This window comes from Mycoplasma sp. 06067-C1-B144P-99-0482-3, from assembly GCF_051053925.1.
In the GTDB taxonomy this organism is placed as follows: Bacteria; Bacillota_I; Bacilli_A; order Mycoplasmatales; family Mycoplasmataceae; genus Mycoplasma; species Mycoplasma leachii.
In genome coordinates this window covers 492,243-518,557 of the sequence record NZ_CP144017.1, presented here as the reverse complement: position 1 = coordinate 518,557, position 26,315 = coordinate 492,243, and the positions used below count along the sequence as shown (strand labels likewise).

Genomic DNA, 26,315 nt, shown 5'->3' with positions numbered 1-26,315 from the left:
GTGCTTTTTGGAATTTATAAAAAAACCTTTATAGAAATAGTATTTTTAAAGAATTTTAACTAGTAAATTCGTTATTTTTAAAATATAAACTAGCTGCTATAAAAGCACTTGAATCTTGTTCAAAGTTTAAATCTCCTAAAAAATTGCTAGTTATAAAATGATCATTTTTCAAATCTTTTAATATTGTTTTAATTGCTAAAATTTTATTAATTAATCCAAAATTATAAACTTGATAAATATTTATGTCTTGATCTTTTAAAACATTTTGTTTAATTGCTAAATAAATTTCACTGATAATATTTTTAATGTTATTTCTTAATTGTTTTCCATTAGTTATCTCTAATTTATTTTCTGAATTATTTCATAAACTTAAAACATTTAAATTATCTATATTAAAAGAAGAAAAATCTAGATTATTAAATAAATAATCTTTACTCATTTCTAAACTAATGTTTAATAATTGACTAAGATTTTTAATAATTTTATTTATTCCAAAAGAAAATTTTAAAATTTTTAATAAAACATTGTTTTGAAAAACACCAACTTCAATTTGATCTAAATTTCAATCAATTATTAATTTATGATCTTTACATTGATTTTTTACTAGTTGATTTAAACACAAAATTCTTGGTTTAACAAAAGCAATTTGTTTATTTAATTTTGAAAAAAGCTTTTCTAGTGAATAATAAAGATCATAAGTAATTGATAATTCTAAAAAAATCATTATTAATTTATTATCAACACTATTAATGTAATATTTATCTAATTTTTGATAATCAATTATTTTATTATTAACTTGTAATTCTACTAATTTAGAATCTAATAATTTTAAATTTGAATCTTGAGTTTGTAACTTATTTATTTTTTTAATAATATAGTCTAAATTTGTATTTAAAATTGTTTTTTTGTCTTTAGATTTTAAATCAAAATTTGTTATTTTTCTAGTAATATTAACTGAGTTTGAAATCATCAAACCAACTTGTTTGATCTTTGAAAAATTAGAGTTTTTTTCAAATTCATTAAAACAACTAACTAAAAATTTATAAATATTTAAATTATCTTTAATTTGATATTTATCTAGAATTTCAAATTCATCTGATATATAAGTATTTTTATACATAATAATAGCTTGGTCATTAAAATATTTTACAATTTGAAAATTAATAACATTTTTATTAAATTCAATAATTGGAAATATTTGCTTATCCATAAATACCTCTAATTTTTTTCAATAACTCAAAGTTTTGCACTATGAGAACGATGATTATTTTCTAACTCTAATAAACTTGGTTTAATCGGTTTTTTGATTACTAATTTAAATTGAGAATTTAAGTTTGCTTTAATTGGCAAATTATTAAATAATTGTTCTTGAAAATAATTTGTACTATTATTAAAAATATTTTTAACTATTTTTTCTTCTAAAGAATGAAAAGTAATAACACAAATTCTTCCCTTACTATTTAATAATTCTAAAGCTTGTTTTAAAGAATTTTCTAAAACTATTAATTCATTATTTATAAAAATTCTTAATGCTTGAAAAGTTTTTTTAGCTGGGTGTTTTTTTTGTTTTAAAACTTTTTGAGGCAATGCGGATTTAATTACTTCAACTAATTTTAATGTTGAATTAATTGGACGGGATAAAACAATTTTTTTAGCTATATTTTTTGCAAAACTTTCTTCACCATATTTAAATAAAATATCTGCAATCTGAGTTTCTGGATATTGATTAACTATAATATCTGCTGTCAAACTGTTGTTAGTAATATCCATTCTCATATCTAATGGACCATCAATTTTATAACTAAATCCTCTAGATCCAATATCTAACTGGGGCGAAGAAACTCCTAAATCATATAAAATACCATCAACATTAAATACATGATTAATAGCTAGCAAAGCTGATAAATTTGAAAAATTACCTTGAATTAGAAAAAAATTGTTACTAATTTTTTCTAATTTTTCTTTTGCTTGATCAATTGCAACTTTATCTTGATCAATTGCATATAAAAAACCATTCTGACTAAGCTTTTGTAAAATCTCACTAGCGTGTCCAGCTCTTCCAAGTGTACAATCAACATAAATACCATTAGGCTTGATATTTAAATATTTAATACTTTCATCTAATAAAACTGGAATATGTTTATCCATATAATTTCCTAACTATTTTTTATTTTTTATAAATTCTTTTTTATGTTGATTATATTTATTTTTACTTCATATTTCTAAGTGATTTACTAACTTTAAAATAAAAACATCTTTTTAAATGTTTAAACTTTGAATTAGATAGTAAGGAATTTTAATTCTTCTTAAATTATCAATATCAATTTCAACAGTATTTGATCAAATAATTCTTTCAAGATTTCTAATATCTTTTTAATCGCTCATTTTATTTAAATGTTTCTTTATTTGTAATAAAAAATCATCTTTTGATCAAATTTCTAAATCAGCATCAAATCCTTTGGTTAAATAAATTGGATTTGAAAGTTTATTTCTTAATTTAGCTAGTATAGTTAAACGTTATTTTGCATCAATACAATGTTCATATGTATCAAATAACATTTATTTATCACTTTTATACACTGTTCATTATTAATATACCACTTTAGATAAAAAATAAAAAAAGGTTGTATCAAGTACAACCAAATTAAAAGATATGTTATTATGCTTCTACTACTTTAACTTCTTTGTTTTTGTAAAATCCGCATTCTTTACATACATGATGAGGTTTAATCATAGCCCCACAATTAGTACATGACACTAAACTAGCAACTGAAAGTGCTAAATGACTTCTTCTTTTATTTTTTGCAGATTTACTAGTTTTTCTAAATGGTACTGCCATGTTAATACACCTCCTTATTTAGTTTTATCTAATTTAAAATTATCAAGTTGTTCTCATCTTGGATCTATTTGATCATTTTTAGAATGTTGAAAGTCATCTTCGCTTTCTAAACTTCATCCAAGACCATACTTTTTAAGTATATCATTATTTAAAGATAAATTGAAAGGAATATTAAGATTTATTTGCTCAATTATATAATCTAATAAATTAAATTGATCACTAATAATAATGTTAGTATTAAAATCACTATTATTAGTAAAACTATACTCATCATTTCAGTCAATAGAATTATTATATTTAATCTCATTTCCTATTCTTGAATCAATACCAGTAATTGTATAATTAATTATTCCATTAATATAAATAGTTTTAATTGATTCATTATAATCAAGATCTAAATCATAACTAATATAATCATATGACTTGATTAAAATATTATTTGATTGGTAACTATTTAAATCAGTTAATTCATCTTTAAGTTTATAATGTTTTTTAGTTTTAAAATCATTAATACTAAAAACTAATTTCATTATCTAATCACTACTTTCATTTTTTTAACATTAGAAATAATTTTTTCAAATTCTGTATTAATTTCAGCTTCAGTTAATTGATGTTCTAAGTCATTAAATATAAATTGAATAGTTAAAGCTTTTGTATTATTTTTAGCTAGTTTATCATCTAAATATAAATCTACAACTTTGTTACTAGTTATATATTTAACATCCCTAATAGCTTTTAATAAAATGTCTTGATAATTTAAATCATTTGAAATTTCTATTGTTAAATCTCTTGAAGAACTTTGAAATTTACTTAGTGTTTTTGCTTCTATAATATTATTTTTTAATTTATTTAAAATATCTAAATTAATTTCACAAACAAAAGTTTTATTTAATTTATTTTCAGCTTCAAATTTGGGATTTAATTGATAAATAAAGCCAATTAATTGTTCTTGATAATAAATAGATGCATTAATATAAGGATGAATTTCTTTAATAACATCCAAATTATTAACATATTTAATTTGACTAAAATCTAAATTATATAAATCAAAAATATTTTCTAAAATTTCTTTATTATAATAAAAATTATTTTCAATTAATTGATGATTTAAGACATTTTTATAAATATGATGACTTGTTAAAAATACTAAATGTCTTTGTTTTGATTGATTTAAATTATAAATATCTGCAATTTCAAATAATTTTAATTCTTTGTTATTAATAGAATGATTATAAATAGCAGTATCAATTAATGATTTACTTAAACTAGTTCTATAAGTTTGTCTTAAATTTGATAATGGTGATAATAAATTAATAAAATCTGAGATATTAAATAAGTTTCAATGACTTGCATCAATTTGATTTGTTAAAGAATAAGTTTTAGTATTATTAAACCCTAAACCAATTAAATAATTAGTTAATTTATTTTCTAATTTTAAACTTAAATTTTTAGGTTTTTTAAAACTAATAAAACTTAAAGCAACTTCTTGAATATTATCATATGAATATAATCTAGCAACTTCTTCACATAAATCATTTTTACTTAGTATATCAATTCTGTTTGGATCAATACTAAAAGTTAATAAGTCATTTTTATTATTAATTTTAAAATCTAATTTTTTAAATAGATTTTTAATTTGATTAATAGTTAAATCAGTTCCTAGTAAATCATTAATTTCAGATATTTTAATTTCAAATTCAGTTTTATTTTTATAAGTTTGTTTTAAAACTTTGACTTTATAAGCTTTATTAACTAAATTATAGCTATTTAATAAATTAGCTAAGTTCGAATTAGCTAGATCAAATAAATTAGGGTTAATTGGTTTAATGTATCTTTGTAAATTAATATTAGAAGTATTTAAAAGTTTTTGTTGTTTTCTCATTAAATTAGGTTTAATATTTAACATAATGTTTAAAACATTTTTAGAATTACTATCAATACTAAAGTTAGATTCAGTTTGTAAACCTATAATATTAACTATTTGATTATCACTAGTTAAACACAAAAGTTCTTTATCATTATGATTAATTAATTCTAATTTTAAATTAAAATTTTTTAATTTATCTAAATCAATTAAAATATTAGCTTGAGCTGTTGCAAGTGTTGAAAGTAAACTTAGATCATTTATCAAATTATTAGTTGAACTAATTTGGTTTAATTTTAAAAAAATATCATCAATTGAGTCTAATTTGTTTAAATGATTGTTTAAAACAAAATTTGAATAACTAATAGTTCTTATTTGTTCTTCAATCTTTTTATTAATTGTTATTTTTAAATCTAAATTATTTTCTTTAAAATCATTAAATTTATTATCATAATTTTTAATTTCTAAATCAAAATAATTTGCAAGTTCTTTTAAAATTTGAAAACTAGCTAAACAATCACTTCTATTTAAAGTTAAATCAACTTCAAATAAATAATCATCTAAACCAATAATTTGTTTAACATCTTTTCCTAAATATTTTTTCAAATCTAATTTTTTATCAAAAAGATTATAAATTTTTAACTGGTCTTCTTTATTAATAACAGATTGGCTAATACCAATTTCATTTAAAGCACAAATCATTCCTTGTGATTCATAATTTTGAATTTTTTTATTAGTTAAAGTTAAACCATTTGCAATAGTTGCATTGATTGGGGCTACAACTACAAATTGATCAACATCGACATTACTAGCTCCACAAACAATTTGTAAACTTTTGGTTCCTATATTAACTTTATTTAATTTCAAATGAGTATTTAAAATTTGTTTTGATTCTTCTATATAACCTAAAATTAGTTCAGAATTTAGTGAGTTTAAATCATAAACATTATCAACTTCAAATCCTAAAGAATTTAAAGCCATATTAATTTGATCATTTGAAATGTTATCTAAATTAAGATATTTTTTTAATCAATTTCTTGTAATAATCATACAAAATCCTATTCTGAATAAAATTTAAATTGCTCTAAAAATTTAACATTATTTTCATAAAAGTTTCTAATATTTGAAATACTAAATTTTAACATAGCAATTCTTTCAATACCAATACCAAAAGCTAGTCCTGAGCATTTAGTTGGATCTAATCCGTTTAATTTCAAAACTTGTTCATTAATCATCCCAGCACCTAGTATTTCAATTCAACCAGTTTTTTTACAAATAAAACATCCTTTAGAATCACATTTAAAACAACTTACATCAACTTCAACACTTGGTTCAGTAAAAGGAAAATAACTTGGACGTAATCTAATATTAATATCTTTGTTAAATAATCTTTGGCACATATATTTTAAAATTCATTTTAAATTAGCAAAGCTTATTTTATTTCCAACAACAAATCCATCTATTTGCACAAATTGATGAGAATGAGTAGCATCATCATCATCTCTTCTATAAACATTTCCATAACTAATTACAGCTAAATTATTTTCATCAGTTTTTAAACTAGCTAATTTAGTTAACATTCTTGAAGTCATATTAGTACAATGTGTTCTTAAAACCAAATTATTATCTAAATAAAAAGTATCTTGCATATCTCTTGCAGGATGATCTAGTGGTAAATTTAGTTTTTGAAAATTATATAAATCAGATTCGATTTCAGTTCCACTAACCATTTCAAAACCAATTTCAGTAAAAATATCACTAATTTCTTCAATAACTATATTTAAAACATGTTTTGAACCAAATTTTAAACTAGAATTTTTTAAACTAACATCAATTTTTTCTTTTTCTAATTTTATTAATAATTCTTTATTTTTTAATTTTTCTTGTTTGTTGTTTAAATTATCAATAATAGTAGTTCTAATTTGATTTGCTAATTTACCAATTTCTTGCTTTTGTTCATTACTAATAGTTTTAATTGATTTTAAAATTGTAGTTAAACTAGAATCTTTTCCAACAAATTCTTTTTTTAGCTCTTCTAAATTATTTAGATCTTTAACTGATTTTAATTTAGTTTTAAAACTATTTAAAATTTCATTTAATTGTTCTATCATATTTTTTTCTTTCTAAACACATTTTATATTTTATATTAATTTTTTTTGAATTTGATTTAAATAAATTTGCTTATTATTAATATCTTCAATATAAGCTGAAATTAAGATTCTAATTATAGGATCATCTATTTTTTTATTAATTGCTTTAATAATATTAAATAAGTTTTTTTGAAAATCTAATTCTAGTCTTTCAAACTTATATTTAAACATTAAATTATTATCATAACTTTTGTTAAATTCAATTCAATGATTTTTTAAAGCATCATTAAAAATTCAATAAATAAAAACTTCATTAATAAAAGTTTTTAATAAAGTATAACTTGTTAATAAAAAGTTTTTATAGTTAATTTCTATAAAATTATCATTATTTGTTTTTAATAAATATTTAATACAAGCATCATTAGTTTTATTAAATAAATCTCTAATTTGATCAATTTTTTGTTCAATTACATTAATCATCAAATAAGAAAAAATTAATTTAGATGAGTTTTGTAAATAAGTAATAAAATCCGGTTTATTTAAAATTTTATTAAAATCAAAAAAAGTTCAATTAATATTAATATTTAAATATTTAGTTTTTTGTTTTTTAGAAACATTGTTTTTAAAAAAGTTTTTTTTAATTAATATAAAATCAACCATATTTACCTACTTTATTCAGCTTGAGTTATTTGAGTTAAAGGAGTTTTTTTAACTTGTTTATTTGAAAATACTCAACCTATAAATAATATAAGAGCAATCACAATAAATGTAACAAATAAAGTTTTAAAATCAAATCCTAAAAAAATATAAATATGTCATTTATGACTTACATAATATAAAAATGATCATCAAATTAAATTAGATAATAAATAAGCAATAATAAATGAAACAATAACCCCAATTATATAACTACCCATAACAATTCAATTTACTTCACTATTTTCATACCCAATAGCTCTTAGTGTTAAAATAGTTTTTTTAGCTTCATCAACAACAATATTCATCACAACTACTAAAATAATTGTTAATAACAAACTTACTAATAAAATAAATAACAACATTACTTGATTTGTAATTTTTGTAATTTTATCAATTGTTTGTTTTATTAAATTAAAGTTAAATAATTTTGAATTTAATCTACTTAAATTTTGAATAGCAGGATTTGGAGTATTATAAATATCGTTTGCTAAATCTAAAGTTTTGTATTTTGAAATAAAACTATTAAATTCAGTAAATATAGTTGAATACATTGATAAAAAAATTGGCGCAGATTTGTTAATATCAATTGCTAAATTGTTTCCATAGTATTTAATTGTTTTAAAAGAATCATCTAATTTAGAAAAATTAATTGTTCCTTCTAAAATTTTATTTTTACTTCACAACTGATTAAAAATTAAAGGATTGTTATTTTTATATAAATCTTGAGAAAACATTTCACTAGCAAATAAGTCATAATCTAAAAATATATTAGGAGTTTTTGAAATTGATAAAGTTTCAGATTTATTAATCCCAACAACATTTAAAACAAATTTTTTTACAAAAGTTGATTTAGTTTCAACAACAATTTTACTATCAATTACTAAATTATTTGCTTGTGCATAATAATAAGGAACAATAACATTAAATGTCGGTAAATTTTTATATCTTTTTGGTAATTTTCTTAGATCTTGAAAAGCTTTTAAACTTACTCCTTTAAAATTTAAAAATTGATTAACATCACCAAACTTATGATCTTTTAATCTATATAATACTAAAGCATAAGAACCAGGATTTAAAACATCACTATTTGAAGCAAGCACTGTAGCTGATAATAAATCTGTAGTTGAATCATAAAACATTTGATTAAAGCTAACAATAGGATTTTTTTCAAACTTATTATCTAGATTTTGCATAATCATAGAAGCTAATAAAATACTTTGACTAGCATTTGATAAATTTGTTGAATTTAATAAAGAATCAATTGAAAAATTAGGATTAGAATCTAAAACATTTTTTTGTTCTTTTTTATTTTTATTATTTTTTAAATTATCATTAATAATTTTTTCTAATAAGGGATTATTTGCAATAGTTCAGTATTTTTGATCATTTGGATTAAATTTTAATAAATCATTATCTTTAATTAAAAGATCTCAAGCTTTTTGTATATTATTTTTTGACTCTTTATAATTATTAAATATTTTATAAAAACTATAAGCTTGTACTAATTTATAAGAAAAAATTTTAGCAAATGAACTTAAAAAGATTGAATTATTTAAATTATTTTTATTTGCTTGTAAGCCTATAATAGTGTTTTGTAATTGTTCATCAGTAGCTGAATTTAAATCATAAAATATTTTATTAAGATGATTATTGTCATTTAATAAATCTTTTATTGTTAAATTGATTTTTTTATTATTTTTAAAATCATTTAAAGCAGTTATTCATTTTGGATTTTCATTATACAAATTAAATTTACTAATATAACTTAAATAATAATCATTTTCTTTAGTTAAAACTTCATAATCATTAGTTTCTGTTTTACCTGGTTGTAAAAATGGAACTAAAGTTTTTTTAGCATACTCTAGTGGTAATATCATTGAAATTTTTTTGTCATTTGAAAGTGAATTAAAAGTATTATTTAAAATTTTTAAAAATAATTCTACTCTATATCTACTATCAGTTTGTTTAGGATCACTATTTAAATAATTATTAATATTTTTTTTACTTAAATCATGATAAGTTAAAGTTTGTCTTGTATTAGGATCATTTGGATTAACATAAGCTAACTTATCATTTTTACTAGTATTATCAATTTTTTTATTAACATTTCAAGCTGACTTAGTAATAACATCATCTTTAATTACTAATAAACTTTGGTTAATTGATTGAAATAAAATAGCTTGAGCAACAAATAATAAAGTATAAGTTAGAGAAGCAAAACCAAAAAGAATTTGAACAACTGCAAATTTACCCTTAGCATTTTTAATAAAAGATAAACGCATTCTATAATTAAACCCAATATTGTGTTTGGATAATAAGTTTGTAAATGCACCACTTTTTGTTCTTTTTAATTTTTTAGAATTATTCATTAATGATAAAACCTGTTCTTTAATATAAATAATTGAAGCTAAATAAGAACCCATTAAAAATATTAATGGAATAATTAAAATCAAAAAAATTAATAATAATGGTGAAATATAAATATTATTAAAAGTAAATGTTATAGAGTTAATAAAATTTGAAGATGAATATATTTGAATTGGAATTGATAAAATGTATCCAATAATTAATCCAAAAAAGATTGTTAATCAAGTCTTAAAAGCAAATATTCAAGAAAGTTCAACTACTTTATAACCAAAAGATTTAAAAATTCCAATTTGTCTTCTTGTTTCGTTCATTTCTTTTTTTAATGCAAAATTAATAAAAACAAATGAAAGTAATAAAACAAATACACCTATAACAATATAAATTATTACTTGAACTTTTATAATACTAATTGCTTGAGAAGTTCTTAGTGAATATCATTCAGTAATTAAAGAATTAGTTTTGTCAAAAACTGAAAAATTTTGACTAGAATTATTATCAAATTTAATAATAAAATGTTGATTTAATTGACTTGTTGAAACATTATTTAAATTTTTAACTCTAAAGTTTACTTGATATGAAGTATCAATTTTGTTTGCAAAGTTTCATCTAGAGTTTCTTATTGAATTAATAAATTCTTTACTAGTATATCCAACTACATAACTAGTTTTATTTTGAAAATAGTCAGTAGCTGAGTTTTTAGAAACTATATCATCAAAAGTTGAACCAATTCCAACTATTTTGCTATTTATTGAATTTAAATAATAAGCATCTTTTTTGTTAATTAAATTTAAATAAATATCAGAAATATTAGAACTTGGAATAACAAATTTAGCATTAATTTTTAAATTTCTTGCTTTTGCATATGAAGATGAAATAACTATTTCAGTTGGATTCACTTTTTTTTGATAACTAATGTTTGGATTTCATTTATTAGCTAATTTAGAATTTTTATGGTTTTTATCAAACTGAATTTCGTTAAAGTCTTTTTTAGTATTTTTAAATACTTGATTATCTGAGGTTAATTGTAATGTTAAAAAGGGTAGTAATTGTCCAACTGAACTTTGTTGAATTTTAAAACTTTTTTTGATTTGTAATGAAAAATTATCAGTGTTATTTAATAACTGATCAACAATATAAATACGATCATCATATAAAAATTTTTCATCAGCTAATTCTCTTGTAAATTCTTTTGAAAAAACTAAAAAAGAAGGCAAATAAGTTTTTTCTTTTTTATAGTTTTTGATTTGTTTTTTTAATCATCTAATTGTTTTTTTAAAAAGCTTATTATTTCATCTATTTTATTATTATTAAACTTACTTAAAATATCAGTAAATTTTAAAGTTAGAATAGGTTTATCAATTAATTTAATTTCATTAATTGTTAAAAAACTATTAAAACGAGAATAAGCTTTATAAAATTCTGAAATAACATAATCATATTTAGATTTATCATCTAAATAAAACCCATCAGTCATACTTTGATGAAAATCAGCAATTATTCTCTTTAAAATTTGATTAGAAATATTTAAAAAACTATTTTGGTTATTATTACTTTCATAATTTTTATTTAATATATAAGATTCAATTTTAATTAAAGCGCCATTTCTATATCTAAATAAATCACTATTAATTAAATTACTAATGAAATTAATTTTAATTTTATCATCAGTGCTATTAACATCATAAATATACAAATTATTATCTTTTTTATCACTACTAGTATCAAAATTACTTTCTAATTGAGAATTAATAGCTTTAATATAAAGATCAGATAATTTTGTACTATTAGTGTCTTTATTATTAATTTCTCTATTTAAATAAAAAAAATTATAACTAAATTCAGGATTATAATTCATTGATTTTGTATCTAATACTGAATCATAACTAGTATTGTTTTTTGCTAAATAATTGATTCTATTATTTAATTGCAATGGTGTAGCAAGCATTCCTATAATAACAGTTACTAAAGTAATAATAAAAAGAAGAATCCCAAATGTTGAAACATAATTTTTTTGAAAAAAAGTTTTTAAATAGCTTTTAACTATATGTTGCATTTATTTTCTCTTTTCTTTTAGTCTAATATTATTATAAAGTAAGAGATTAACCTATATAAATTATTAATAAAAGATTAGTAATTTTAAAAAGAAATAAAAAAAGAACCACTAGGGTTCTTATAAACTGGCAGCTTGCTATTTTCTCACATAAGTAATATCTTCACCGTAATAGAGCTTAACTTCTGTGTTCGGCATGGGAACAGGTGTGACCTCTATGCTATAACCACCAGATTATTTTTTGATTGTTCTTTGAAAACTGATTATTAGTTTGAAATGTAAGTTAAAATTGCTTTTTTCTAAAATTCTCTCGATCTATTAGTAATGGTTAGCTTAATGCCTCGCAGCACTTACACATCCATCCTATCAACCATGTGGTCTACATGGGATCTTACATCTTATGAATGGGAAAATTCATCTTAAAGGAGGCTTCTCGCTTAGATGCCTTCAGCGATTATCCTTTCTGCACATAGCTACCCTGCTATGCCACTGGCGTGACAACAGGAGCACCAGAGGTGCATCCATTCCGGTCCTCTCGTACTAGGAACAGCTCTTTTCAATTTTCCAACGCCCACAACAGATAGGGACCAAACTGTCTCACGACGTTCTGAACCCAGCTCGCGTACCGCTTTAATGGGCGAACAGCCCAACCCTTGGAACCGACTACAGCTCCAGGATGCGATGAGCCGACATCGAGGTGCCAAACCTCCCCGTCGATGTGAACTCTTGGGGGAGATAAGCCTGTTATCCCCGGGGTAACTTTTATCCGTTGAGCGACGGCCCTTCCACACGGGACCGCCGGATCACTAAGTCCTACTTTCGTATCTGTTCGACTTGTAAGTCTCGCAGTTAAGCATCCTTCTACCTTTACGCTCTATGTATGATTTCCAACCATACTGAGGATACCTTTGAGCGCCTCCGTTACTTTTTGGGAGGCGACCGCCCCAGTCAAACTACCCACCAGACACTGTCCTTAATCCAGATAATGGATTCAAGTTAGAAATCCAATATAACGAGGGTGGTATTCCAAGGTTGACTCCACTAGAACTAGCGTCCTAGTCTCATAGTCTCCCACCTATCCTCTACACGTTATACCAAATTTCAATATCAAGTTATAGTAAAGCTCCACGGGGTCTTTCCGTCTAGTTGCGGGTAACCGGCATCTTCACCGGTACTAAAATTTCACCGAGTCTGCAGCCGAGACAGCGAAGGGATCATTACACCTTTCGTGCGGGTCAGAATTTACCTGACAAGGAATTTCGCTACCTTAGGACCGTTATAGTTACGGCCGCCGTTCACCGGGGCTTCAATTCAAAGCTTTGCTTACGCTGACTTCTCCTTTTAACCTTCCGGCACTGGGCAGGTGTCACCCCCTATACATCGTCTTGCGACTTAGCAGAGAGCTGTGTTTTTGTTAAACAGTTGCCCCTCCCTCTTCACTGCGGCTCATCATAAATGAGCACTCCTTCTTCCGAAGTTACGGAGTTATTTTGCAGAGTTCCTTAGCTACAGTTATCTCGCTTGCCTTAGGATTTTCTCCTTGACCACGTGTGTTCGTTCTAGGTACAGGCAGTTAATTATTAAGTTAGAAGCTTTTCTTGGAAGCGTGGAGTCATATACTTCGTTACTAGGCGAACCGTTCACTCCCCTATTTTCACACTTCAATGTTAATACAATGCGGATTTGCCAACATTGCCATCTTTGTGCTTAGCCCGGGATATCCAGCACCCGGGATATACTATCCTTCTCCGTCACTCCATCACTAATTAACTGGTACAGGAATATCAACCTGTTGTCCATCGACTACGCTTTTCAGCCTCGCCTTAGGTCCTGACTAACCCTGGGTGGACGAACCTTGCCCAGGAAACCTTGGTCAAACGGCATGGAAGATTCTCACTTCCAAACGTTACTCATGCCGGCATAATCACTTCTAAACACTCCACCAGTCTTCACAGTCTGACTTCATTGTATTTAGAACGCTCCCCTACCACTGTATTTACATACAATCCGTAGCTTCGGTGGTAAACTTAAGCCCCGGTACATTTTCGGCGCAGAATCACTCGACTAGTGAGCTGTTACGCACTCTTTAAATGATGGCTGCTTCTAAGCCAACATCCTAGCTGTCTGTGCAGTTCCACATCCTTACACACTTAGTTTACACTTAGGGACCTTAACTGACGATCTGGGCTGTTTCCCTCACGAGCATGGACCTTATCACCCATGTTCTGACTGCTGTGCAGAAATTATGGCATTCGGAGTTTAATTCTAATCAGTACCGCTAGGTGCAGCCATCATAGATTCAGTGCTCTACCTCCATAACAATTCACACAACGCTATCCTTAAAGATATATCGGGGAGAACTAGCTATCTCCAGGTTCGATTGGAATTTCACCGCTAGCCACAAGTCATCCAAAGTCTTTTCAACGAATACTGGTTCGGTCCTCCATTAGGTTTTACCCTAACTTCAACCTGCTCATGGCTAGATCACCTGGTTTCGTGTCTACTACTACATACTAAACACCCTATTAAGGCTCGCTTTCACTACGGCTCCGTTTATATCAACTTAACCTTGCATGCAATAGTAACTCGCCGGCTCTTTCTACAAAAAGCACGGTATTACCCATTAACGGGCTCTACCTTCTTGTAAGCATATGGTTTCAGGGACTATTTCACTCCCCTTTCGAGGTGCTTTTCACCTTTCCCTCACGGTACTGGTTCACTATCGGTAAAATGGTAGTATTTAGGCTTACCAAGTGGTCTTGGCAGATTCCGACAAAATTTCACGTGTTTCGCCGTACTCAGGATACTTTATTGAGATCATTACATTTCATATACGGGGCTATCACCCTCTATGGCGCTACTTCCCAGTAGCTTCTATTATATAATGATTTTCTAACTCGAACAAAAGTCCTACAACCCCATTCCGTAGAATGGTTTGGCCTGTTCCGTTTTCGCTCGCCGCTACTAACAGAATCATTATTATTTTCTTTTCCTCTAGGTACTAAGATGTTTCAGTTCCCTAGGTTCCCATCATATAAGCTATGTATTTACTTATAGATAACATGAGATAAATCATGTTAGGTTTCCCCATTCGGAAATTCCGGGATCAAAGCTTACTTCCAGCTCCCCCAGACTTATCGCAGGTAGTCACGTCCTTCTTCGGCTCCATTTTCCAAGGCATTCACCATATGCCCTTACTATTTTTTAGAAAATCTTTCTAGCAATTTGTAACTCAATTAATTTTAGTTAATTGTTTTTGATGTCATTACGAATTTAATATCGTAATAATTATCTAATTATAAATATTGTTATAATCAGAAAATTGCATTTCATCTAATATTCAGTTTTCAAAGAACAATCTATATTTTTAGAGATGTGTGACGATCTCTGAAAACTAAATAGAATTAAATAGTCAGTAATGTAAATATCTCCATAGAAAGGAGGTGATCCATCCGCACGTTCCCGTACGGATACCTTGTTACGACTTCACCCCAATCGCTAGTCCTACCTTGGGAAGCGCTCTCCAAATGGTTAAGCTACCTACTTCTGGTATTACCAACTCTCATGGTGTGACGGGCGGTGTGTACAAGACCCGAGAACGTATTCACCGCGACATAGCTGATTCGCGATTACTAGTGATTCCGGCTTCATGAAGTCGAGTTGCAGACTTCAATCCGAACTGAGACTGGTTTTTTGAGATTAGCTCCCCTTCACAGGATTGCAACTCTTTGTACCAGCCATTGTAGCACGTGTGTAGCCCAGGACATAAGGGGCATGATGATTTGACGTCATCCCCACCTTCCTCTAGCTTACACTAGCAGTCTCGTTAGAGTTCTCAACTTAATGTTAGTAACTAACGACAAGGGTTGCGTTCGTTGCGGGACTTAACCCAACACCTCACGGCACGAACTGACGACAACCATGCACCACCTGTCTCAATGTTAACCTCTACTATATCTCTATAGCTTTGCACTGGATGTCAAGCCCTGGTAAGGTTCTTCGTGTTGCTTCGAATTAAACCACATGCTCCACCACTTGTGCGGGTCCCCGTCAATTCCTTTGAGTTTCACTCTTGCGAGCATACTACTCAGGCGGAGTACTTAATGCGTTAGCTGCAGCGCTGAGTTACCCCAACACTTAGTACTCATCGTTTACGGCGTGGACTACTAGGGTATCTAATCCTATTTGCTCCCCACGCTTTCGTGCCTCAGCGTCAATAACAAGCCAGTAAGCCGCTTTCGCCACAGGTGTTCTTCCATATATCTACGCATTTCACCGCTACACATGGAATTCCGCTTACCTCTCTTGCATTCTAGTAATACAGTTTTCAAGGCGAACCGGAGTTGAGCTCCGGACTTTAACCTCAAACTTGCAAAACCGCCTACGCACCCTATACGCCCAATAAATCCGGATAACGCTTGCCACCTATGTATTACCGCGGCTGCTGGCACATAGTTAGCCGTGGCTTTCTGGTAAGGTACTGTCAAGATAAAGTCATTTCCTACTTTATTTTTTCTTCCCTTACAACAGAGCTTTACAACCCGAAGGCTGTCATCGCTCACGCGGCATTGCTTCATCAGACTTTCGTCCATTGTGAAAAATTCCCTACTGCTGCCTCCCGTAGGAGTCTGGGCCGTATCTCAGTCCCAATGTGGCCGATCAACCTCTCAGTTCGGCTACGTATCATCGCCTAGGTGGGCTATTATCTCACCTACTAGCTAATACGCCGCATCCCCATCTCATAGTGAACCAAACGGTTCTTTTGATCTTTTTTCATGCGATAATAAGATCTACATGCGGTATTATCTTTCGTTTCCAAAAGTTATCCCCCGCTATAAGGTAGGTTAGATACGTGTTACTCACCCGTTCGCCACTGAGGTGCAAGCACCCCCGTTCGACTTGCATGTATTAGGCATGCCGCCAGCGTTTATCCTGAGCCAGGATCAAACTCTCATTTTAAAATTTTTGTTAAATAAAAGTGATTCTGACTATTTTTATTGTTATAAGTTTTTTATTACTCAAATAAATCTTTTGACAAGATTTGTACAATAATTATTCTATTTAGTTTTCAAAGATCGTCTCGTTAAGAAGCAAGCTTCTTAACACACAATGATAAGTATATAAAATCAAGAATAGATATGCAATATTTTTTGCTATTTTTTTTAAAAAATTTTTACATTTCTATAACTGGTTCAATTCCAATAATAAAAAAGGCATTTTTTAATACTTGTAAAACAGCTTTTATAAAACCTAATCTCAACTTAGTTAATTGTAAATTATTTTCATCAATAATTTTAATTTCTGCATAATAAGAATGAAAAATCTTACAAATGTTTTGAATATAATCGCAAATTTGCTGAGTTGAACGGTTATTTGCACTATTTTTAATGACTTCTTTAAAATTATCTAATACTAATAATAATTCAATTTCTTTAGGATTATTTAATAAATCAGTCTCTTTAACTAATGGTGTTATTTTTTTAGTTTTAGCTTGATTTAAGATTGAATGACATCTAGCTGTAGCATACTGAGCATAATAAATAGGATTTGATGAATTTTTTAAAGTAATCAAATCTAAATCTAAATCCATATGTGAATTAGAAGACTTACTTGCTAGCATATATCTTAATGCATCAACACCGACTAATTCTAAAATATCAACTAATCAAACAGCAGTTCCTTTTCTTTTAGACATTTTATACTCACTACCATTTTTAATTAGTCTTACCATTTGAACCATTTGAATTTCTAAAATATCTGGATCATTTCCTAGTAATGCCAAACCAGCTTGCATTCTTTTAATATAACCATGATGATCTCCACCTCAAACATTAATTAACTTATCTGCTTTAGTTCTTTTAATTCTCAAATGATGAGTAGCAAGATCTGGAAGTATGTAAGTATAAGTCTTATCTGATTTAACTAAAACGCGGTCTTTATCATCACCAAATTGAGTAGTTTTTAAAAACACAGCACCATCTTTATAATATGTAGCATCTTTAGATTTATATAGTTTTAAAACTTCTTCTATTTGATGAGTATCATAAACTTCTTGTTCACTAGATCAATGTCTAATTTTTACATTAAAATCAGCTAATTGTTGTTTAATAATTTTTAAAAAATAATCAATTGAAATTTGTTTAAATAATGAATGTACATCATCATCTAAAATTTTATTATCAGTATAGTTAATATCTTTAAATTGATCATTATATTTATTAATAATTATTTTTGCTAAATCATCATACATATCACCAGCATAACAATTTTCTGGTTTTTTAGCATCAATATTTAAAGCTTGTAAATAATGAACAAACACAGTTACAGCTAAAACATTGATCTGATTTCCAGCATCATTTACATAATATTCAGTTTGTACTTTATATCCAGCCTTTTTAAATAAGTTAACTAACACAGAACCAATCACAGCATTTCTAGCATGACCAACATGTAAATAACCAGTAGGATTAGCTGAAACATATTCAATATTAATGGTTTTATTTTGTTTTTCTAAATTTCCATATTTAGACTTTAGACTTAAAACATTATTAATAACACTTGATAAAATTTCAGGTTTAACTAATACATTTAAAAATCCAGGAGTAGCTATTTGTATACTAGAATAATTATTTGTTAATAATAATTGTTCTTTAAAGTCATTTGCTAGATCTAGTGGTTTTTTATTTACTTGTTTACTACTAATCAAACATATTGAACTTGATAATAAACCAGGAGTATTATTTTTATTAATTTCAATGATTGGTTCTTTTGATATATTAAATTTTTGACAAATGTTTTTTAAATCATCATAAAACATTTCAATAATAGTTCTATTCATATTAAATTTTCATCAACTCTTTTTCTTTTTCTTTTGTTAAATCATCTAATTGTTTAATAAATTTATCAGTTATTTGTTGGATTTTATCTTCGTTATCACTAATTAAATCTTTTGAGATGTTTTCAATTTTTTTAATCTCATCAATAGCATCTCTTCTAATGTTTCTAATTCTAATCTTATAACCTTCTAATTCTTTATGAACTTTTTTAACTAAATTTTTTCTCACATCTTCAGTTAATGGTGCTATTGGAATTCTAATTAAAGTAGCATCACTTACTGGGTTTAATCCTAAATCAGCTTTATGAATAGCTCCAACTGCTTCAGTAATTACATTTCTATCATATGGTTTAATAATAATTAAATTAGGTTCAGGAGTTGTAATTTGAGAAATTTGGTTTAATGGCATTAAACTTCCATAATAATTTACCATTACTTTATCTAAAATAGCTCCACTTGCTTTTCCAGTTCTAATTTGTCTTAAATGTATTACATATGCATCAATAGTTTCTTTCATTTGTAATTCAGCATTTTTTAAAATTAAATCAGTCATAAATTTGTTCCTATTCTATAATTGTTGATTCTAATTTATTTTCTAATACTTTTATAATATTGTTATCTCCACTCATATCAAAAACTTCAATCTTTAAGTTAGCATCTTTTGCTAAAGTAGCTGCTGTTAGATCCATAATTCTTAATTGCTTATCAACAACTTCTTGATGAGTAAGACGTTTAATAAATTTGGCATCACTATGTTGTTTTGGATCTTTATCATAAACTCCTTTAACACCATTTTTTGCCATTAAAATTACATCAGCTCCAATTTCAATTGCTCTAATTGTTGCATTAGTATCAGTTGTAAAATATGAATAACCAGTTCCACCTACAAAAATAGAAATAAAACCTTCATTCATTTTAATTCTTGCTTTTTTAAAATTATAATCATCAGTTACTGTTTTAATTGGTAGTGAAGAATAAACTTTAATTTTGTCATAACCCATTTTAGTAATAGTGCTTTCAAGTGCTAAACCATTCATAACGGTTGCCAACATACCCATATAATCAGCATTAATAGCATCCATTCCAATGTTTTCACCTAATTTGCCTCTTCAAATATTTCCTCCACCAATTACAATTGCTAGTTTTAAACCATTTTTAGCAAGATGAACTATTTGACTTGCAATATTATCTAAGCACTTTTTATCATAAACTTCAGCATCACCTTTTAAAGCTTCACCACTTAATTTTAATAGCACCGTTTTATATTTATAATTCATTTTTCACCTCAAAATACTTCAAAATAACTCTTTATAATTATACAAAAACCTAAATACTCTTTAGTATAAGATTTAAAAAATATTAATAAGTTGTTTATAAAAAAAGTATAATTTATAATCATACTTTGCTGGATTACAAATTCAAGTGCAACACAAGTAAATAAAGTAAAATTTATTTGTAAGAACACTTGTTTTTCTTTTTTTAGAAAATAAAAAAGAGCTCTCACAAGTGGATCTAGAGAACTCATATGAATTATATAAAAAAATATAACCATTTAACAGAATCAGAACGTTATGTTGGATTATTAAACAAAATCAGAACGTTATATTATAGAAAAAATGCATAATGACGGTTATTCTATATCTAATATTTCTCGTTTTTTAAAGAGAAATAAATCTACTATTAGTCGTGAACTTAGAAGAAATTTAAATCACAATCTTGAATACACTCAAAGGTATGCAAGTTATAAATATAAAAACAGGAGAAATCATAAACATCTATTTAAATTTACAGAAAACAGTCCGTTTAAAGAATTTACAGACATTTTCTTTAAAATCTATAACAAAAGATTCTTTGGTGTTAAAGCTACATATAATTTTATTAAGATTAATCACAATGTAAAAACACCTTCAATTAGAACTGTGTTTAATTGAATAAAAACTAATAAATGATCTATTAAAAAGAAAATAGATTAAGACAATACTATAAAAAAGGTGGGAAAAGAAGTGGGTCTGTCATAGATAGACTTATTAATACAGAGTATGTTTTTCCTATATGAGCAAGAGAAAAATCTATTGATCTTAGAGAAGAATTTGGTCATTGAGAAACTGATTTAATAATAGGTAAAAGGGCTAAGAATTTTGATAATATATTAGTTTTGACAGAAAGAAAAAGTAGAATAGGTTTTTCTGTTAAAGTTAGAAGTAAGACTCCTATGAAAATAATTGACTAAGAAACCTTATCAATAGCAACAATTTATATGTAAAAACAATAACTATTGATAATGGTATCGAGTTTGAGAAAATAGGAATTTTAGCAAAATGATTAGATATTAAAATTTATAGAGCTGAGCTTATGCCTCTTTTAAAGGGATTCAAATGAGAATTGAAATGGTATGGTTAGAAGAGTATTCAAAAAAGCTTTTGATTTCAATACAATAACAAATGATGAATTAAATAAAGTTGTTGAACAAATAAATAAAATGCCTCGTGAAATATTTAATTGAAAATCTGCCCAAGAAGTTTTTGAAACATTAACCAACTCATTATAAAAGCATTTTCCAATAAAATTTCTCACTTTTTTAATAATAAAAGTGCTTTTTCATTGTGTCTAAAAATCTATAGAAAATAACTTTTAATGATTTTTCAGAATTAAAAAAGTATAATAAACTATTTTTTAGAAACTTTAGATTTGAATCAAGATCATCCTTCTTTAATTTGGTTCCAAGTTCTTTTATATCAAGGTTGTTTTAAATTCTTCATGCCTTCTTCTTTAGTTTTTGTTTTTTCTTTTTGTTGTTGTTGATCATCACTAGACTTATTACTGTCATCAGGTTTCATACTATTTAATTGATTATTTCCAGCTTTTGTAGTATCTGGTTGACCTTGATTTTCACTTTTTTGTGTCATTTCATCTGAACTGCTAGAATTTGGTTCTTTATCAGTTTGTTGTTGATCATCACTAGACTTATTACTGTCATCAGGTTTCATACTATTTAATTGATTATTTCCAGCTTTTGTAGTATCTGGTTGACCTTGATTTTCACTTTTTTGTGTCATTTCATCTGAACTGCTAGAATTTGGTTCTTTATCAGTTTGTTGTTGATCATCACTAGACTTATTACTGTCATCAGGTTTCATACTATTTAATTGATTATTTCCAGCTTTTGTAGTATCTGGTTGACCTTGATTTTCACTTTTTTGTGTCATTTCATCTGAACTGCTAGAATTTGGTTCTTTATCAGTTTGTTGTTGATCATCACTAGACTTATTACTGTCATCAGGTTTCATACTATTTAATTGATTATTTCCAGCTTTTGTAGTATCTGGTTGACCTTGATTTTCACTTTTTTGTGTCATTTCATCTGAACTGCTAGAATTTGGTTCTTTATCAGTTTGTTGTTGATCATCACTAGACTTATTACTGTCATCAGGTTTCATACTATTTAATTGATTATTTCCAGCTTTTGTAGTATCTGGTTGACCTTGATTTTCACTTTTTTGTGTCATTTCATCTGAACTGCTAGAATTTGGTTCTTTATCAGTTTGTTGTTGATCATCATTTGAAATTTGAATATTATTCTTATCACTTTGTTTAACACAAGAAACTGCAAAAACAGCAGATCCGGTTATTAGACCAAATGATGTTAATAGTGTTAATTTTTTTTTCATAATGTTTACTATTTTTCTTTTGAATTTTAAATTATTTTTTTAATACCTTTTTATATTTTATACATTTTTATTTAAATTGGTATTTTCTTTATATTTAATTTAAAAAAAGTATGATTTATAATCATACTTTTTATTCTAAGATAATTCTTTAATTTTTTTAAAATATTCATTAGCATTTTGATTAGAAATTTCTAATTTAATATTTTTAGAATTATCTAAAATTAACTGCTTAAATGAACAAGTATTTGAGTATTTAATTCTTTTATATGTTCTTTTAGTTGGTTTGTAATTAATATATAAAGCTTGAGAATCATTATCTAAAATAATTTTTGTAATTGCTTGAAAATCAATTTTTTCACCTAAATATAAAATTTCATTTTCAGTAATTTTAATAGCAAATTTAGGTAAAAAGATAAATAAAATAATAATTTTACTAATTAAAAATACAAAAGATATTACATTTAAAATTATAGTTGGATATAATTTTTGATTTTCAGTACTAGTTTGACTAAAAATTTTATCTTTTAAATTAAATAAAATTAAACTAATGATTGCTAAAGCTAAACTAATAAAAGAAAGAATATAAAAGACCACAAAATAAATTTTATTATACTTTGTAACTAATGCTTGTTTTTTATTAAATTTAAACAAATAGAAATTAAACATCAAGTTAATTAATAAAACAAAAGTAACTAATAAACCTGAAATAATTCCAAAATATTCTGTATTAAAACTAATCATTGTTATTTTAATTGAGCAGCAACTTCATCAGCAAAGTTAGTTACTACTTTTTCAATTCCTTCTCCAACTTCATATCTAATCATTTTAACTAATGAAACATGTTTAGATTTTAGAAAATCTCCAACTTTAAAACTTTCATCAATTACAAATAATTGATCTAATAAACTAACTTCAGCTAAACGTTTTGATAACTTTCCTTTTAAAATATTTTCTAAAACATTTGCAGGTTTTGCTTGTAATTTAGCATCATCTTTAGCTTGTTCTTTAATAATATGCATTTCTGCATTTTTAAAATCTTCAGGGATTTGATCCATATTAATGTATTTTGGAGCCATTGCAGCAACGTGCATTGCAACATTATAAGCATCAGTTGAATCAAGTTTATTATCAAAAACTAATAAAGTAGAAACTCTTTTATTAGCATGATTATAAATTACTGAACTACCAGATGTTTTATTAACTAATTCAAATCTTCTTAAAGCAATTTTTTCACCAATTGTAGCAGTTGCTGAAATTAAACTTTGTTCAATAGTTAATCCAGAATCAGCTTTTACTTGTAAACCTTCATTTAAATTTGAAGCTTGAGAATTTAATAATGCATTAGCAATTTCATCAACTAAATTTAAAAATTTTTCATTTTTTGCAACAAAATCAGTTTCTGAATTAACTTCTAAAATTACAATTTTTTGTTCATTTTCTTTAGCTAAAACGATTCCTTCAGCTGCAACTCTATCAGTTTTTTTAGCAGCTTTTGCTAAACCATTTTCTCTTAGTCAAACAATTGCATTATCAATATTATTATCACTTGCTTCTAAAGCTTTTTTACAATCCATCATCCCTGCTTGAGTGATTTCACGTAATTCTTTAATTAATTTTGCATCTACTGCCATATTTTTTCTCCTTACTCAGCTTTTGGTTCACTTGGTTTTTCAGTTTCAACTACTTGAATAGTTGGTTCACTATTCATTTGTACATTTTCATTTGCTACACTAACTTGTTGTTCAGTTTGATTTTCACTAGTTACTATTGGTCTATTAATTTGTCTTGGTTCTCTTTTTGGAGCAACAGTTCTTAATACTGATGGGTTCATTTTAATTTGTGCACCTTCAGCATATGATTCAACTAAAATATTAATAATTAAATTTACTGATTCTTGTAAATCATCATTTCCAGGAATTACATAATCTACCATATCAGGATCAGCATTAGTATCACAAATAGCAATTATAGGAATGTTTAATTTTTTTGCTTCTTTAACTGCAATTTCATCACCTTTTGGATCAACAACAACAATAGCTGCTGGTAATTTATGCATTTGTTTAATTCCACCAAGTGCTTTTTCTAATTTAGCTTTTTCTTTTAAAATTTTAATTTGTTCTTTTTTAGTTCTTAAAGATAAACGACCTTTTTTTTCTTCTTCTTCAATTTCTCATAAAGCTTTAATTCTAATTAAAATAGTTTTTAAATTAGTTAAAGTTCCACCTAATCATCTATTATTAATATAGAAGTTTCCACTTCTTAAAGCAGCTTCTTTAACAGCGTTTTTTCCAGAACGTTTAGTTCCTACAAATAAAATTTTTTGTTGTTTACTTCCTAAAAATTCTAATAATTTTTGAGCTGTATTTAAATGAGTAATAGTTTTTTCTAAATCAATAATGTGATTTTTATTTTTTACTCCATAAATATAAGATTTCATTTTAGGATTTCATCTTTTAGTTTGGTGTCCATATTGAACTCCAGCTGCAGATAATTCTTCTCTTGTTATTTCTCTTGACATAATAACCTTTCTTTATTTGTTAAACTTCAAAATAATTCGAACATTTTCCACTCTTTTTATTTAATTTGAGCACTAGGAAAATGAATCCTTATTTTTGATTGAATAATTTTTTTAAATTAACCAACTTTTATATTTTATCAATTTTTTCTAATTTTACAATCAATAAACAAAAGCATTAATTAAAAAAGCAGAAATTAATCTGCTTATTGATTTATATTATTTTCTGGATTAAATGAAGTTTGTTCATAAATTTGTTCAATTAATTCTTTTTCTTTTTTAGTTAAGCTTTTAGGAACTACAATATTTACTTTGATTATTAAATCTCCTCTTTTATCTTTATTTATAGATTTATATAATCCTTTGTTATTAATAATAATAACTTCATTAGAATTAATTGATTTTGGTAATTTATATTTAATATCACCATCTAAAGTTTTGATTATAATCTCATTTCCTAAAATTGAATCTAAATAACTAATATTATAAGTCATTAAAATATCATTATTATTAACAATTTCAAATACCTTAGATTCTTTTAAATAAATATCAATAATTAAATCACCATTAACTCCATTATTAGTTGAAGCATGACCTTTTTGAGAAAGTTTAATTTGTTGATTTGGTCTAATTCCTTTTGGAATATTAACTTCAATTTTTTTTCTTTCTAAATATTTACCTTTACCTTTACAGTTTCTACACTTATTTTTAATAATTTTTCCAACACCATTACATACATTACATTTAGCTGATTGTTGAAATTGGAAAAATCCCATATTTTTTTGAATTAAAACTTCTCCAGATCCATGACAATTATTACAAATGCTTATATCATTATTTGACTCAGCACCACTTCCAAAACAAACATTACAATTTGTTAATAAATCTAATTCAATTATTTTATCAACACCAAATAAAAGTTCTTTAAATGTTAAATAAATATCTATACTGACACTTTGTCCTTTAGTTGATCTTTGATAATCAGATTTATTAGATCCAAAAAAATCAGAAAATATATTAGTAAAAGATGAAAATCCAGAAGAACCCATATTAGAAAATAAATCTTCAAAATCAGTAAAATTTGAAGAAAATCCAGATGAATTATCAAAGGCACGATGACCAAATTGATCATATTGTTTTCTTTTATCTTTATCTAATAATACATCTGCTGCTTCATTAATTTCAACCATTTTATCATGAGCATCAGGAGATTTATTTAAATCAGGATGATATTGTTTTGCAAGTTTTCTATAAGCTTGTCTGATTTCTTGTTCACTAGCAGTTTTTGATACACCTAAAACTTCATAATAATCCTTTTTTTTCATATTCTCTCTTCTTTTCTATAAAAACAAAAACTAACTAGTGTTAGTTTTTATATATTTAGTGTG

Annotated in this window: 17 protein-coding genes, 3 rRNA genes and 2 pseudogenes; 2 read left to right on the top strand and 20 right to left on the bottom strand. The window is 26.0% G+C overall.

Annotated elements, in window-relative coordinates; genetic code table 4:
- Nucleotides 1-55 precede the first annotated feature (55 nt).
- The 15 genes and pseudogenes from V2P32_RS02255 to pyrH all read right to left on the bottom strand — a co-directional run bounded on the left by V2P32_RS02255 (nt 56) and on the right by pyrH (nt 20,021).
- Nucleotides 56-1,210, bottom strand: a complete 1,155-nt coding sequence (locus tag V2P32_RS02255) for a hypothetical protein (RefSeq protein WP_434343909.1) — start codon at nt 1,208-1,210, stop codon at nt 56-58.
- An 8-nt stretch (nt 1,211-1,218) separates the two neighbouring features.
- Complete coding sequence (rsmH, locus tag V2P32_RS02250; protein WP_434343908.1) at nt 1,219-2,148, bottom strand: 16S rRNA (cytosine(1402)-N(4))-methyltransferase RsmH; 930 nt, start codon at nt 2,146-2,148, stop codon at nt 1,219-1,221.
- 12 nt (nt 2,149-2,160) lie between these two features.
- Nucleotides 2,161-2,514, bottom strand: a pseudogene (locus V2P32_RS02245) (division/cell wall cluster transcriptional repressor MraZ).
- Nucleotides 2,515-2,659: 145 nt separating this feature from the next.
- Nucleotides 2,660-2,839 (bottom strand): 50S ribosomal protein L32, encoded by a 180-nt coding sequence (gene rpmF, locus V2P32_RS02240; protein ID WP_013447700.1) that lies wholly within the window; start codon nt 2,837-2,839, stop codon nt 2,660-2,662.
- A 14-nt stretch (nt 2,840-2,853) separates the two neighbouring features.
- A complete protein-coding gene (locus V2P32_RS02235; protein WP_434343907.1) occupies nt 2,854-3,369 on the bottom strand; it encodes a YceD family protein in 516 nt (171 codons plus the stop codon).
- A complete protein-coding gene (gene pheT / locus V2P32_RS02230; RefSeq protein WP_434343906.1) occupies nt 3,369-5,753 on the bottom strand; it encodes a phenylalanine--tRNA ligase subunit beta in 2,385 nt (794 codons plus the stop codon). Before pheT ends, V2P32_RS02235 begins: the two co-directional genes overlap by 1 nt.
- Before the next feature lie 8 nt (nt 5,754-5,761).
- Entirely contained in the window at nt 5,762-6,814 is a 1,053-nt protein-coding gene (pheS, locus tag V2P32_RS02225; RefSeq protein WP_434343905.1) for a phenylalanine--tRNA ligase subunit alpha, read from the bottom strand.
- A 30-nt stretch (nt 6,815-6,844) separates the two neighbouring features.
- Complete coding sequence (locus tag V2P32_RS02220) at nt 6,845-7,453, bottom strand: hypothetical protein (RefSeq protein WP_434343904.1); 609 nt, start codon at nt 7,451-7,453, stop codon at nt 6,845-6,847.
- A gap of 11 nt (nt 7,454-7,464) precedes the next feature.
- A pseudogene (locus tag V2P32_RS02215) lies at nt 7,465-11,912 on the bottom strand (ABC transporter permease).
- 122 nt (nt 11,913-12,034) lie between these two features.
- Nucleotides 12,035-12,143, bottom strand: a 5S ribosomal RNA gene (gene rrf, locus V2P32_RS02210).
- 63 nt (nt 12,144-12,206) lie between these two features.
- Nucleotides 12,207-15,117 (bottom strand): 23S ribosomal RNA (locus tag V2P32_RS02205).
- A 228-nt stretch (nt 15,118-15,345) separates the two neighbouring features.
- Nucleotides 15,346-16,868, bottom strand: a 16S ribosomal RNA gene (locus tag V2P32_RS02200).
- Together the 16S, 23S and 5S rRNA genes form the textbook arrangement of a ribosomal RNA operon.
- Nucleotides 16,869-17,082: 214 nt before the next feature.
- On the bottom strand, nt 17,083-18,747 hold the full coding sequence (gene argS / locus V2P32_RS02195) for an arginine--tRNA ligase (RefSeq protein ID WP_434343903.1): 1,665 nt from the start codon (nt 18,745-18,747) through the stop codon (nt 17,083-17,085).
- A gap of 1 nt (nt 18,748) precedes the next feature.
- Complete coding sequence (gene frr / locus V2P32_RS02190; protein ID WP_013447693.1) at nt 18,749-19,297, bottom strand: ribosome recycling factor; 549 nt, start codon at nt 19,295-19,297, stop codon at nt 18,749-18,751.
- A 10-nt stretch (nt 19,298-19,307) separates the two neighbouring features.
- Nucleotides 19,308-20,021: a UMP kinase gene (gene pyrH, locus V2P32_RS02185; protein ID WP_013729684.1), complete on the bottom strand. Its 714-nt coding sequence runs from the start codon at nt 20,019-20,021 to the stop codon at nt 19,308-19,310.
- Nucleotides 20,022-20,360: 339 nt separating this feature from the next.
- On the opposite strand from pyrH, the gene V2P32_RS02180 reads away from it, so the two are divergent.
- Both V2P32_RS02180 and V2P32_RS02175 read left to right on the top strand, forming a co-directional pair.
- On the top strand, nt 20,361-20,717 hold the full coding sequence (locus tag V2P32_RS02180) for a helix-turn-helix domain-containing protein (protein WP_434343902.1): 357 nt from the start codon (nt 20,361-20,363) through the stop codon (nt 20,715-20,717).
- Between the two features lie 419 nt (nt 20,718-21,136).
- Complete coding sequence (locus V2P32_RS02175; protein ID WP_434343901.1) at nt 21,137-21,292, top strand: hypothetical protein; 156 nt, start codon at nt 21,137-21,139, stop codon at nt 21,290-21,292.
- A 118-nt stretch (nt 21,293-21,410) separates the two neighbouring features.
- Here the strand turns inward: V2P32_RS02175 and V2P32_RS02170 are convergent, their stop codons facing one another.
- From V2P32_RS02170 to dnaJ, 5 genes are all read right to left on the bottom strand, one after another.
- Nucleotides 21,411-22,412, bottom strand: coding sequence for a lipoprotein (locus V2P32_RS02170; protein WP_434343900.1), 1,002 nt, complete (start codon nt 22,410-22,412; stop codon nt 21,411-21,413).
- 135 nt (nt 22,413-22,547) lie between these two features.
- Nucleotides 22,548-23,153 carry a hypothetical protein gene (locus V2P32_RS02165; protein ID WP_107670306.1) on the bottom strand — a complete coding sequence of 202 codons (606 nt, stop codon included), beginning with the start codon at nt 23,151-23,153 and terminating at the stop codon, nt 22,548-22,550.
- Between the two features lie 2 nt (nt 23,154-23,155).
- Nucleotides 23,156-24,043 carry a translation elongation factor Ts gene (gene tsf / locus V2P32_RS02160; protein ID WP_434343899.1) on the bottom strand — a complete coding sequence of 296 codons (888 nt, stop codon included), beginning with the start codon at nt 24,041-24,043 and terminating at the stop codon, nt 23,156-23,158.
- An 11-nt stretch (nt 24,044-24,054) separates the two neighbouring features.
- Complete coding sequence (gene rpsB / locus V2P32_RS02155) at nt 24,055-24,930, bottom strand: 30S ribosomal protein S2 (protein WP_434343898.1); 876 nt, start codon at nt 24,928-24,930, stop codon at nt 24,055-24,057.
- 203 nt (nt 24,931-25,133) lie between these two features.
- Nucleotides 25,134-26,252: a molecular chaperone DnaJ gene (gene dnaJ, locus V2P32_RS02150; protein WP_434343897.1), complete on the bottom strand. Its 1,119-nt coding sequence runs from the start codon at nt 26,250-26,252 to the stop codon at nt 25,134-25,136.
- Between the last annotated feature and the right edge of the window lie 63 nt (nt 26,253-26,315).